This is a genomic window from Streptomyces sp. NPDC058525, assembly GCF_042719495.1.
In the GTDB taxonomy this organism is placed as follows: Bacteria; Actinomycetota; Actinomycetes; order Streptomycetales; family Streptomycetaceae; genus Streptomyces.
This window is the reverse complement of the sequence record NZ_JBHXNP010000052.1, coordinates 21,548-34,263: the sequence shown is the minus strand read 5'-3', so window position 1 is coordinate 34,263 and position 12,716 is coordinate 21,548. Positions and strand designations below refer to the sequence as shown.

The following is a 12,716-nucleotide window of genomic DNA, read 5'->3' as shown; positions in this document are numbered from 1 at the left end:
ATCGGACATCGCCTACGGGGAAGCGATGCGGCGACCGGGGACGACTGACATCACCGCTGGTCAGCAGACGCCCCTTGGAAGAAGTGCGCCAGGGGCGCGGGGTTCCGTCCGGTGAGATAGCCACGCCTTGCTCTTGACTCGTTAGCTCACCAGATGCAAGCGTGACATGCAACAACGTTATATGACGTTCGTGTACGACGGCTCGTCGGCGTTCTTCGCCCTCTTACGAGCGTCCCCCTCCCTCCCTCACTCCTCTCGGCAAGGAGCATCAGCCATGGCTGCGAACAAAACGGTGCTGACGGTGCTCGTCAGCGTGGGTCTGCTGGCCGCCACGGCCTGCGCCGGCTCGCCGGACGGCGGCGCGACGCCCCGGACCGAACGTCTCACCACCACCACGACACCTGGGAACGCCGAGGTGGACCGCGTGACCTGGGCACTGCCCTACGGGGAGCCCACCACCCTGGACCCCGCGAAGGTGGGCGACTACTCGCCCCAGACGGTCGAGGCGAACCTCTGCGAGACACTGACGCGGATGAACCCGGACTTCTCCCTCAGTCCCGGGCTCGCCCAGAAGGTCACCTGGACCGACGACCACACCCTGGTGCTCGACCTGCGCTCGGACGTGAAGTTCTGGGACGGCTCCCCCATGACGCCGCAGGACGTGATCCACAGCCTGGAGCGGCAGAGGGATCCGAAGACTCAGGCGCTGTACGGGAACTTCCTGGCAGCCGTGACGTCGATCCAGGCCACAGGTCCGCGCCAGGTGACTCTGCTCACCAAGACCTACGACCAGACACTCCCCAAGGCGCTCTCCACCTCGTTCGGCGCGGTGAGCCAGAAGGCGTACACCGAGAAGGCCGGCCCGGCCTACGGCAGCGCCCAGGGCGGCCTCATGTGTACGGGACCTTTCACATTGGGCTCCTGGAAGTCCGGCAACAACATCACCCTTGAGCGCAACCCGTCCTACTGGGACGCCGGGCTGAAGCCGAAGGCCCGCGAGGTCGTCTTCCAGTTCATCACCAACAGCAACACCCTGACCAGCGCACTTCTCTCCGGCGAGGTGGACGGCACCTACGAGCTGGCGCCCAGCAGCGCCACCGCTCTGGCCAAGACCGACAACGGCACGATCCACCTCGGCCCCTCGACCCAGAACGTGCTGCTCATTCCCGCACACGCCGACTCCCCCGCCGCCGACCGCCGCCTTCTGGACGCCCTGTCGCAGGCCATCGACCGCGACGCGCTGATCAGACACGTCTTCGGCGGCGACGCCACCCCCCTGAAGTCGCTCGTCCCGCCGCTCACCTGGCGCGGGGACACGGCCGCCGCCCAGTACGACGCCGCCCACGAGGCGCTGCCCGCCGTCACGAAGCCGGACCTGGAGGGGGCTAAGAAGCTGGCCGAACAGGCCGGCCCGGTCTCCCGCCCCCTGGTGGCCGCCATCCCCGCCGGTGACCAGCGCGGACTTCAGGCACTGACGTTCATCCAGGCCGCGGCGAAGAAGATCGGTGTCGACATCGAGATCAAGCAGCTCCAGCCGACCGAGATGTCCTCCCTCTTCTACGACCCCTCTGTCCGCAAGGGCCTCGACCTCATCCTGACCTTCGGATACGTCGCCATGCCGGACCCCGCGTCCTACGTGGCCGAGATGGTCACCCCCGGTGGCATCTTCAACTGGACGAACTACGACAACCCCGACGTGACCCGACTGCTCGGCCAGGCCCGCACCTCCACCGATCCCGCAGCGTCGGCCAAGGCGTACGCCGAGGCCCAGGCCCTCTTCACCCCCACCGTCCCGGTGGTCTACCTGGCCGCCACGCACGAACGGATGTTCATGAACAAGCGCATCAGCGGCGCACCGACATCCTTCGCGTACATGGGCATGCCATGGGCCGCCTACATCGGCGGCACCGGCAAGTGACCCCCACGCCCTCACCCCAGGAGACGATGATGACCGACACCACCGGCGACAGGCCGCTGTGGGACCGCTCGGCCGCCGAGCTGGCCGCCGGAATCCGCGAGAAGGCCTTCTCCGCGACCGAGGTCGCCCAGGCGTTCCTCGCCCGGATCGAGGAGACCAACCCGGCGCTCAACGCCCTCGTGGACATCCGGTCCGAGGAAGCGCTCGCCCAGGCCGCCGCCGCCGACGCGGCGGTCGCCTCGGGCGGGGACCTTCCCCCGCTGCACGGCGTCCCGGTCTCCACCAAGATCAACACCTCGCAGCGCGGATACGCCAGCTCGCACGGGGTCCCGGCCTGGGCCGGAGCCGTCGCCGAGGAGGACGCGACCTGTATCGCCGCGCTGCGCGAGGCCGGCGCGACCCTGATGGGCCGCAGTAACAGTCCCGCGTTCGCCGTCCGCTGGTTCACCGGCAACGACCTGCACGGCACGACGCTCAACCCGTGGCACAGCGGCCACACCCCCGGCGGGTCGTCCGGAGGGGCCGCCGCCGCGGTCGCGGCCGGCATGACCCCGATCGCACAGGGCAATGACATCGGCGGGTCCATCCGCTTCCCGGCCTACTGCTGCGGCGCGGTCGGCCTGCGCCCCACGATGGGACTCGTCTCCGGCGTGGAGCCGCGCGGGGCGGAGGAGTTCGACAGCCCTATGTCCTTCCAGACGATGGCCGTCCACGGGCCGCTCGGCTGGACCGTCGACGACGTCCGGCTCGGCCTGCACGCCATGGTGACACCGGACCTCACCGACCCCGTCGGGCTTCCGGTGCGCCCGCCCCTGGGCGAGCCCGGCCGGGTCAAGGTCGCACTCGTCCGCGACGCCGGACTGGCCAGGCCCCACCCCGCCGTGAACGCAGCCCTGGACGACGCGGCCCGGTGGCTGAGCGAGGCCGGCCACGAGGTGGAGGAAGTCGAGCTGCCCCTCCTCGGCGAGGCGGCCCGCCTGTGGTCGCTGCTGCTCTACCAGGAGCTGCGCACGATGATGTCCGAGATCGAGCGCTTCGGCGACGACTCGGTACGCGTCTCGCTGACGTCCTCCTTCGCCGCCGCCGCGGAGATCTGGGGCGCGTGTCCCACCCTCGACACGTACATCAAGGGCTACGCCCGCCGCGGCACCCTCATCAGCCGTCTCCAGCAGTACCTGGGCCAGGACCGGATCCTCCTGACGCCGGTCTGCGCCGAACCGCCGTTCGAACAGGACGCGGACCTCGCCGGCGACGCCCGGGTGAGCGAGCTGCTGGCCGCTCAGTGGCCGATGCAGGCGGTCCCGGTGCTCGGCTTCCCCGCCATGTCCGTGCCGACCGGACTCCGCGACGGGCTGCCCTCGGGCGTGCAGCTGATCGGCGGCCGCTTCCAGGAAGACCTGCTGCTCCACGTCGCCACGGCGATCGAGAACCGGGCGACGCGCACCCGGCCGTCGCTGTCCTGGGCACAGACCGGCTGAACCGACCGCTCCCAGCCCTTGAACGGCGTGCCCCCGGCGGTCCCGAAGACCGCCGGGGGCACGCCCGTTGCACGGCCGCCTCCCACCCACGCGCTGCCATCAGGAGTTGCCACCATGTCCTGGTTCGTTCCAGCACCGCCCAGCTCCACCGGAGTCTTCACCCCTGAACACCCTTCGCATACGCGGCTGCGCGGCGTCTCGGGGCGCCTGAGACGCCGTCTGCTGACGGTCAACGCGTCGGTGACCCTCTGCGTCCTCCTGCTCGCCCACACGCTGGGCGGACATACGGCGTCGGCGTTGCTGGGGTCCTACACCCTCGGAATGCTGCTGCTCACCGTCCAGGCGGCCACCCTGCTGACCTCCTGCGTGTGGTATGACCGCGCCTGCGGCACGCTCTGCGACCCGCACGTCAAGGCGCTGCGTGACGCCGCCTACGGGACCGGCGCCGGGCAGCGACCGTGAACGACCACCGCCTTCTCGCCGTCACGGACGTCGGGCTCGTGACACCGCTGACCTCGTTCCTCGTCGTCGTCTGTCTCTGCTTCTTGCTCTGTCTCGCCACAGGTATAGACAACGACACGGTCTCCGACTTCTACGCGGCCGACCGTTCATTTCCGGCGCTGCGAGGTGCCCTCGCCCTGTGCGGCGACTACATTCCCGCGACGGCCGTGCTCACCCCCATAGGCGCAGTCGCCCTCGGCGGCTACGACGGCATGATCGTGGCCGCGAGCGCGAGCGCCGCGCTCGGCATCCTGCTCGTGCTGGCAGAGCCCCTGCGGAACACCGGACGCTTCACCCTCGGATCGATCCTGGAAACCCGTACGACCGGAAACGCGACCCGGATCGCGGGCACTGTCCTGACGCTCGTGGTCTGCGTGCCCCTCACCGTGGTGCAGCTCACGGTCGCGGGCGACGCCACCGCGTACGTCCTCGGGCTGGAGGCCCCGGGAGCAGCCCAGGTGTGCACGGTGCTGATCGGACTGCTGATCATCTCCTTCGCGGCCTTCGGTGGTATGAGGGGCACCAGCGTGATCCAGACCGGCAAGGCGCTGCTGGTCTTCGGTGTGATCCTCGTGCTGACCGCCGTCGCCGCCGACCGCTTCGCATGGAGCTTCGGAACCATGATGGAGGGAGCGGCCATCGGCGGCGGTGGGGCCGACGTCTTCCACGCGCCCGGGCTCCTGTTCGGGCACACGACGACGGGCACGTTCGAACTTCTCTCGCTGTGCCTCACCGTGTCTCTCGGCTCCGCCGTCGTGCCTCCCATCCTCATGCGCGTCAGCGCGTCTTTGAACGGCCCCTCCGCCCGGCGCGCCGCGCGTCACGCGGTCGTCATGGTCACGCTGTTCTACGGCGGCGTGGTGCTGCTCGGCACGGCCGCCGCCGCAGTCGTCGGCGCCCAGGCGATCGTCGCCGACGACCCGCGGGGCAATTCCGCACTGTTCCTGCTCGCCGACAGCCTCGATCAGGAAGCCGGCGGGCGGATCCTGTTCACGGTGGTCGCCTGTGCCGTCTTCGTGACGGTGCTCGCCACCGTGGCCGGGCTCACCCTTGCCTCAGCGGCCTCGCTGTCCCACGACATCTACGCCTGCGCCCTGCGCCAGGGGACCGTGACGGACAAGCAGGAGCTGGCGGTCGCACGATGGGCGATCATGGGACTCGGCACGGCGAGCGTGGTCCTCGCAGTCCTCCTGCACGAGTGGAGCGTCCTCTTCCTGGCGTCGTTCGCCGCGGCGGTGGCCGCGTCGGTGATCCTGCCCGCCCTGGTCTACACCCTCTTCTGGAAGGACTTCAGCCGGCTCGGCCTGCTGTGGACGCTCTACGGCTCCCTGGCGTGCTGCCTCCTGCTCCAGATCTTCGGCCCGACCGTGTCGGGGCAGCCCTACTCGCTCCTTGCGGAGTACGACTTCCACTGGTTCCCGCTCCAGAACATCGCGCTGGTCACCGTGCCCGTCGGTTTCCTGCTGGGCTGGGTGGGCAGCCGCCTCAGGCCACGCACACCGACGGAGCGCGCCCAGCACGCCGAGGCGGAGACCAGGATGCTCACCGGCGTCGACAGACAGTGAGGCAGCGAGGCAAATCACTCCATCGCCGCGCCGATGGCCGTGGTGCCGGTCGTCAGGAATCGTGTTGCGGGCAGGGAGCCGTCCGCCAGCCGCGGTCCGTATGCCGTGGTCGGGTCGGTGCTCTGCAGTAGGGACCCGGCCTTGCGGCCCTCGGGGTCCGTGTCCCAGGTGTTCGCGGCACTCACGACGCGGCCGCTGAGCTTGGAAGTGCCGCTGACGTTCTGAACGGCGAGGTTCCTCGACAGACGGGACGGCGACTTCAGGAAGAAGTACCCGTCAGCGCCGTTGGCGTAGGCGGTGTTGCGGTGGAGCCGCATCGCCCCCGGGTTGCTGTTCTCCGTGAAACCGTGCTGGGTGTTGTTCCACGCGGCGTTGCCGGTGACGTCATGCGCGGCGCTGGCACCGCCGCCGCCGAGCTTGAATCCGTTGCCGTTGCCCTCGAAGGCAGGATCCTTCCACCGGTTCACGCCGTTGCCGTACGCCCAGCTCCGCTCGATGCGGACAGGGCTCGACCACTGCCACAGGTCCACGCCGTCGTCCGCGTTGTTGAACAGCCTTGCAGCGACCACCCTGTTGTTACTCCCCGAACCGAACTTGATGGCCAGGCCGTCCGCGTTCTGACCATGGTTCTTGGGGTCGTAGTTGTTGTAGGAGTCCAGGTTTTCGATCAGGTTGTCGTTGGTGTCGTCGCCGCGCAGTGTGAAGCCGGAGTCGCCGTTGCCGTGGGTGGTGAGGTTCCTGAAGACGCCGCCTGTCGACGAGGTCGCCACGACGCCCTGGGCGAGAGAATTGCGGAACGTCAGGTTCGACAGCGTCCAGTAGTCCCCGCCGATGGCAACCAGCCACTCTCCGTGCGGCAGCTTCGATCCGTCGACGGTCACCTTCTCCGTGCCATGGGCGGTGAGGGTGATCCGGCTCCGCGAGGTGCCGTTCGCCTGGCTCTTGAGGGTCTTCGCCGGGTAGTACGTGCCGGACCGCAACTTGATCGTCGTGCCCGGTCCCGCTTCGGCGAACGCCTTTTCGAGTGCCGCGGTCGTGGACACCACCACGACCGGACCGGGAACGGCTGCGCCCGCGTCGTCGGGTGCGGAGGCCATGTACATACCGGCACCTCCCACAACCGAGGCAACGGCCCCCGCGGCTGAGAGCGTACGGGTCCTGCGGTGACGTCCCTTGTTCGTACTCACGTGTAGTGGTCCTTCTTCCGTGGTCGAGAAGCACAGCCGGTATTGGACTGCGTCTCCTGGACATCAGTTGCCGCCGACGGCCGGAAGGTTGCCGCCGGCCTGAAACAGAGCTGAGGCTGATCACGGAACGTGCGAGCCCGCGATGCCCGCACTTACGCGCAAGACCTCACAGTCCGAAGTCGAGCTCGAAGACCTCGGTCAGGAGTTGTTCGGTCCACAACGTCTTGCCGTGCTCCGTGTAGCGACATCCCCAGCGGTGGGAAAGCTGCGCGACGAGGAACAGTCCCCGGCCGCCCTCGTCCGTCAGCCGCGCCCGGCGCAGGCGCGGCTGCGTCTCATTGGTGTCGGACACTTCGCACGTCAGCACCGTGTCCAGCACCAGCCGCAGCTGAAACGGCCCCTCTCCCCCGTAGCGGATGGCGTTGGTGACGAGCTCGCTGACGATCAGTTCGGCGCTGAAGGTCAGATGGCTCAGGTCCCATGCCCTGAGGTGGCCGTCCACGAATTTCCGCGCCTGGGCGACGACGGCCGGATCGGCGGGAAACTCGAAGGAGGCGACGCTGTCCGAGGCCAGGCGGCGGGTCCGGGCGACGAGAAGGGACACGTCCTCGTCCGGAGGGCTGGGAAAGAGTTCACCGACCACCCTGTGCGCAGCTTCCGCCGCCGCTTCCTGCTGTTCGACGGCCGTCCGCAGCGTCCTGGTGAGCCGGCGCAGGCGCAGGCCATCCTCGTCGCCGGCGAGAATGGCGTCGGTGAAGAAGGCGAGCAGGCTGCCCAGAGGCAGCTCGACGGTGACCGACTCGAAGGGGTCTCCCCCTCCACCGAGTGGATGTCCGGGCTTCAACCCGAGGTCTCGCACATCCCCGCCCGGCACGACGAGGAGCGGCACGGGGTGCCCGGCGCTGGCCATCTCGCACCGGCCCTCAACCGCGTCGTACACGCAGTACAGGCAGGTGGCTCCGGTCGCCGGCGTGCGGGTGGGCACAAGCGGCTGTACAAGTCCGCCTTCGGGCGGCGGTTCGTCGCCCTCCGGTCCCGCTTCCGCCTCGCCGAGCCTGACCGCCAGATCATCCAGGTGTGTGAGCAGCTCGCTGGGCGGCAGCTCCAGATCTGCGAGCGTCTGCACAGCCGTTCGCAGTCGGCCCATCGTCGCCGACGCCCCCAACCCGTGTCCGGCGACCTCCCCGACGATCATCGCGACCCGGGCCGAGGACAACGGGATCACGTCGAACCACGTTCCGCCCACACCCGCCGTCGTGGCGGCCGGCACGTACCGCCCGGCCGTCTGCACTGCGCTGCTCTCACTGGCCGCCGGTGGCAGCAGACTGCGCTGAAGGGCTTCGGCGGTGCGCTGCTCTCGGGTGTAGCGGCGTGCGTTGTCCAGGCCCAGAGCGGCTCGGGAGGCGATCTCCTGGGCGAGTTCGGCGTCGGCCTGCCCGTACGGAGGCTGCCGGCGGGTGCGCCACAGGGGCACGGCACCCAGTACATGACCTCGTGCGATCAACGGGGCGACGAGGAAGGACGAGGCTTCGTCCGGCAACAACAACCGCGCCCGGGCGGGATCGTCGGCCAGCAGCTCCCGCAACTCGCTCAGTTCCGACGCGACTATGGGGAGTCCGAGGTTCATGTTGTCGCTCTCGCGCCGCCGCAGCCGGAAGGTCGCGTCACGGGCGTACACCTCGGTCGGCCACTGCCCGTCGTGGGCCGATACGGCGACGCGCCGCAGAGGGGCACCCGCCCGGAAGTCGCCGGGCTCCTCGCCCAGCAGGACGGCCTCTGTCAGATCCACGGCCGCCAGGTCCGCGAAGCCCTGGCTCACCAGGCAGTCCGCCAGTTCCTCCGCGATACGGCGCATGTCCAGATCGCCGCTGATGCGCTCCGCCACCGACTGGAGCAGGCCCATCCGCTGCCGGGCCGCATACTGGTCGGTCACCTCGGTGAAGATCGCGGCCACGCCGATCGGGCGCGCGTCGGCGTCCTCAAGCCGAAAGGCCGACAGCGACACCACCCGTTCAAGCTCGGGCGCATCGCGACGCCGGGCCCGATGCACCCAGTCCACCAAAGGTTCACCGGTGTCCGCCACGCGTCGCAGTTGCTCGTTCACCGCGGCCGCGTCCTCCGACAGGACGACCTCCTCGATGCCCTTTCCCAGCGGATCCACTGCTGTCCCTGCCGCCGACGGCGGGCCGAGCGACTCGGGTGTGAGGTTCAGCCGCGTCGTGGACAGCTCAAGGTCATGGATCGCGAGGCCGACCTTCGTCTGCTGGAACAGCGCCCGCACCAGTGCAGAGTTCTCCTCGCGGCGCGCCGCCACCAGGGCCGGAACGATCTCGATGAGACAGCCCCTTCCGTCCGTCCCCTGCGTACGGTGCGCCGCCCACCACACCCGCACCGTCGACCCGTCCTGCTGCCGCACGTCCGCCCAGCCGCTGCGGTCCCGCGGCGGAAGCGGGGCGGACACCGGGTCCCAGCCGTCGAAGTCGATGGGCAGTTCACTGACACGCCCTCCGCACACCTCCTCGGCCGGGCGGTCGGTCACCGTCCGTAGCTGCCCCTGGCACATCACCACGCGTCCGCCACCGTCCAGGAGCAGCACGACACGGCCCCCGGACACCTGCTCCACGTCAAACAGGTCGGTGCGCCCGCTCACCGGACCCTCCGTCCATCCGTTGGGCAGCCTGAGGCAGCAGCCTCATGCGTCAACGATAGGCACGATGCGGCAAGGCCGCCGCTCAGGCCGCCCCGGAGGGCGGGTGGCCTGCGTCAGGGACGGTGGGTGACGTCGGCCGGGGTGTAGAGGCAGTGAGAGGCGTCCGGGCCGCTGCCGATGGGCTTCGGTTCGCCCTTGGTGACGCCCTCGAAGCGCTGGCAGACGGTGATGGGGTGGGCGCTGTCCTCGACGACGAGTCGGGAGATCTTGGCGGTGTCTCCGAGGTTGGAGTTGATGCCGGCGACCACCTTGCCCGGGGCGGTCACGAGCACATTGTCGATCTCCAGGTGCCGGCTGTGCTGGGTCTTGCAGTTTCCGCAGGAGCGGTAGAGCTTTCCGAAGTCCTCGGCCTGGAAGTTCTTGATCACGAACGTGCCGGGGCCGTTGTGCTGGAAGACCTTGTCGGCCGCGCCGCGGGCGCCGCCGCCGTCGACGGTCATGGTCTGGGACGGCGAGTCCGACTTGAAGGTCGCGGCGTCCTCGCCCACGTTCTCCCACCAGACGTTGCGCAGGGTGCAGCTGCCCTTGCAGTGCACGCCGTCGGCCGCGGTGTTGCCCAGGACGACGTTCTGGAGAACCGCCCCGTCGGCGAGTTCGAACATGGCGGGCTGCTTCTCCGACTGGCCGGAGCCGCCCAGCGCGCCCTTGCCGACGAAGCGCCGGCCGCCGCCGTCGAACACGGTGGTCACCGTCTGGGTCGCGGTCAGCGGCACGTCGTCGCCCTGGGGAGCGGGCCAGGCCGGGAAGCCGCCCGCGGGGCGGGGGGCAGTGGTGGCAGTGGGCTTGGCGGTCGGAGTCGGCTTCGCGGTCGGCTTGGCAGTCGGCTTCGCGGTTGGGGTAGGTTCGGCCGTTCCTCCGGGCATGGGCGGCGTCGTAACGTTCGCGGCCTTGAGCGTCCACCGCTTGGCCGCCGCCGAGTCGCAGGAGTTCTGCTGCACCCGGGCGCCCGGGTCGCCCGAACCGTCCTTGACGGCCAGGCACTTGCCGCTGCCGGCGTTCACCAGCCGGTGGCCCCCGTCGACGGCCTTCGTGATCCAGCGCTGCGAGGGGGCACTTTTCCCGCAGGGCTCCTGCTGTACAGCTGCGCCTGCGCCGGTCCTGGCCTCCCGTACACCGGCGCAGGCGCCGCCGTCTGTCGTGACCAGGGTGTAGCCCTCGTCCGCGACGGTCAGCCGCCAGTGCTGACGCTCCTTCCCGCAAGGCTGCTGCTTCAGTTGGGCGCCGTCCGGGTCGTCGTCGGCCGGAGCACTCAGGCACAGCCCGCCGGCCGCGCTGACCAGGGTGTAGACGCCGGGCTTCGGCGTCGGAGCGACAGCGTTCGCACCGGCCCACAGGCCGCCGCTGATACCGGCCGCAAGCAGTGCGATCGTGCCGCCTAGGACCGCGGTCCGGCCGTGCTTGGGACGGATGGCTCGCTTGGTCATGTCTGGAGACTCCTTAGCGGATGCAGGGGCAACGGGGCCCTCGCCGCGAGAAGGCGGACAGGCCGACGACGGCACTGTGCCGCTCGGCCCGTCGATCTCTCGGCGCGGTGCCGACCACTGGTTGCCGCCGAGACCCAAAAGGTTGCCGCAATCCGAAAACTTCTTCGCCCGGATGCGACGTCGCGCAGTGCACGCCATACGAGCGGGTGAGGCTGCCTCAGCGGACCGGGGCGAAGTCCCCCCACACCGAGGCCTTGCCGCTCGCCATGGCGGCTTCGGCACGGAAAACATCGGCGCGAGCGTCGCGTCCGCCGTCGGCGTGGTTGTACTGGCCGGCGAACACCTGCTCGCCGGAGGGGATCGTACGCCCCGGCCGGAGCACCCACCGGTAGACCAGGAAGCCGCCCTCCTGGCGGACCGTGACCGTGAAATCGTCGGCGGGCCGCGTCTGCCAGTGGCCGGTGTCCTTTACTCCGGGAGTGAGTCCGATCCGCAGTTCCACGGTGAGGGCCGTCAGTGGTTCCCGTGTCTTGAGGGTGACGTTGCTCTGCGACCAGGAGGAGATGCTGTGCGGGTCCACCGAGCCGTCCGACCACAGCGGACCGTCCTCGGTGCGCCGGCTGGGGGTCGGAGTGCCGACGGCCCCAGTGGAGGCAGACGCCGACGGCCCGGACGGCGCCGTGGGCGACGGCACAGAAAGGGCGGCTCCGCTCCGGCCGGGAGCGGGCGTCGTCGCGGGCTCGGACGGCGACCCGTCCGCCGCCGCTGCCGTTCCCGGGTCAGTCGGCGGTGCGGCGGGCGAGTGGGACACCGCGGCGGGCGGGGCGGGGGCGGGCCCGGGCCCGGTGGACACAGCCGCCACCACGACGGTGGCCGCCGTCATCGCCCCGGCCGCCGCCACGGCGGCGAGCGCCACTCTGGGCCAGGCACGGGGGGTCCGTGCGCGGCGGGGCGCGGGAGAGGGGGCGGCCATACCGCGCTCGACCCGGGCCAGCATCCGAGCGCGGTCGGGACGGTGGTTCCGGGCCGCTTCCCGCAGTGGATCGCGAACATCGTCCGTCATCGGCTGCTCCTCACCACCAGTTGTTCCGCGGCCGTGGGACCGAGCAGCCGCCGAAGTTCCGCCACACCCTTCGAGGTCTGGCTCTTCACCGTACCCACGGCTATGCCCAAGACCTGCGCGACCTCCTTCTCCGGTAGGTCGAAGGCGTACCGCAGCACGACGCAGGCGCGCTTACGGAACGGCAGGCGCTCCAGCGCCGCGCGCACGGTGACCACGGTGGCGACGTCCGGACCATGGACGGGTTCGGAGCCGCGCGACCAGAACAGCCGGATTCGCCTACGCTCGCGCACGGCAGCGCGGACCCGTTCACGCGCCAGGTTGGCCACCGTTCCCCGGGCATAGGCCAGCGGAGAGTCGACCTGGCGGACTTCGGGCCAGCGGTGCCACAGGGCGACCATGGCGTCCGCGGCAAGGTCGTCGGCGGCGTCGGGCTCGCCGGTCAGGAGATAGGCGAGGCGCGAAAGTCCGGCGTGGTGACGTTCGAAGAAGTCGCGGAACTCCGCAGACGCCTCGTCTGCGCTCATGTGTATCCTACAGCCTCTCGCCGGGTCGGCAACATCCCGCCTTCGGGCAGCGGGAGCACCGTACGGCGCACGGCCAACCCCCGTACCGGGGAGCAGGGTACCCGCATCTCGTTCGGCGCCTGCGCCCGGCGTATCCAATGCAACACGCTGGCGCCCTCCCTGCGCCGTCCCGTACATGCCACGATCGTGCCCTGAGTCCCTTGGTGGAGGTCTGGAGCGCGCGGTCGATCGGACCGTGCTGCCTGGCCTTCAGTTGTCGCCGTACGGCGCAAGGTTGCCGTCCGGCATGAACGAGAGCCCAGATCGTACGAGATGAAGATGCTTGCCCAGCCCCCCGAGCGGGGCA

General features: G+C 70.0%; 9 protein-coding genes. 4 read left to right on the top strand and 5 right to left on the bottom strand.

Features of this window, described 5'->3' with window-relative positions; all coding sequences use genetic code 11:
- Window positions 1-274: 274 nt before the first annotated feature.
- From ACFWP3_RS23650 to ACFWP3_RS23635, 4 genes are all read left to right on the top strand, one after another.
- Window positions 275-1,918: an ABC transporter substrate-binding protein gene (locus tag ACFWP3_RS23650; RefSeq protein ID WP_384224400.1), complete on the top strand. Its 1,644-nt coding sequence runs from the start codon at window positions 275-277 to the stop codon at window positions 1,916-1,918.
- 29 nt (window positions 1,919-1,947) lie between these two features.
- On the top strand, window positions 1,948-3,396 hold the full coding sequence (locus ACFWP3_RS23645) for an amidase (RefSeq protein ID WP_384224398.1): 1,449 nt from the start codon (window positions 1,948-1,950) through the stop codon (window positions 3,394-3,396).
- Window positions 3,397-3,510: 114 nt separating this feature from the next.
- Window positions 3,511-3,858: a hypothetical protein gene (locus tag ACFWP3_RS23640; protein ID WP_384224396.1), complete on the top strand. Its 348-nt coding sequence runs from the start codon at window positions 3,511-3,513 to the stop codon at window positions 3,856-3,858.
- Window positions 3,855-5,462 carry a cation acetate symporter gene (locus tag ACFWP3_RS23635; protein ID WP_384224393.1) on the top strand — a complete coding sequence of 536 codons (1,608 nt, stop codon included), beginning with the start codon at window positions 3,855-3,857 and terminating at the stop codon, window positions 5,460-5,462. The genes ACFWP3_RS23640 and ACFWP3_RS23635 overlap by 4 nt, the downstream gene beginning before the upstream one ends.
- A gap of 14 nt (window positions 5,463-5,476) precedes the next feature.
- Here the strand turns inward: ACFWP3_RS23635 and ACFWP3_RS23630 are convergent, their stop codons facing one another.
- From ACFWP3_RS23630 to ACFWP3_RS23610, 5 genes are all read right to left on the bottom strand, one after another.
- On the bottom strand, window positions 5,477-6,649 hold the full coding sequence (locus ACFWP3_RS23630; RefSeq protein ID WP_384224391.1) for a right-handed parallel beta-helix repeat-containing protein: 1,173 nt from the start codon (window positions 6,647-6,649) through the stop codon (window positions 5,477-5,479).
- Window positions 6,650-6,815: 166 nt separating this feature from the next.
- Window positions 6,816-9,065 (bottom strand): SpoIIE family protein phosphatase, encoded by a 2,250-nt coding sequence (locus tag ACFWP3_RS23625; RefSeq protein ID WP_384224389.1) that lies wholly within the window; start codon window positions 9,063-9,065, stop codon window positions 6,816-6,818.
- A gap of 347 nt (window positions 9,066-9,412) precedes the next feature.
- Window positions 9,413-10,783: a pectate lyase gene (locus ACFWP3_RS23620; protein WP_384224386.1), complete on the bottom strand. Its 1,371-nt coding sequence runs from the start codon at window positions 10,781-10,783 to the stop codon at window positions 9,413-9,415.
- A 217-nt stretch (window positions 10,784-11,000) separates the two neighbouring features.
- Complete coding sequence (locus ACFWP3_RS23615) at window positions 11,001-11,846, bottom strand: hypothetical protein (RefSeq protein ID WP_384224383.1); 846 nt, start codon at window positions 11,844-11,846, stop codon at window positions 11,001-11,003.
- Entirely contained in the window at window positions 11,843-12,370 is a 528-nt protein-coding gene (locus ACFWP3_RS23610; protein WP_384224380.1) for a SigE family RNA polymerase sigma factor, read from the bottom strand. Before ACFWP3_RS23610 ends, ACFWP3_RS23615 begins: the two co-directional genes overlap by 4 nt.
- Between the last annotated feature and the right edge of the window lie 346 nt (window positions 12,371-12,716).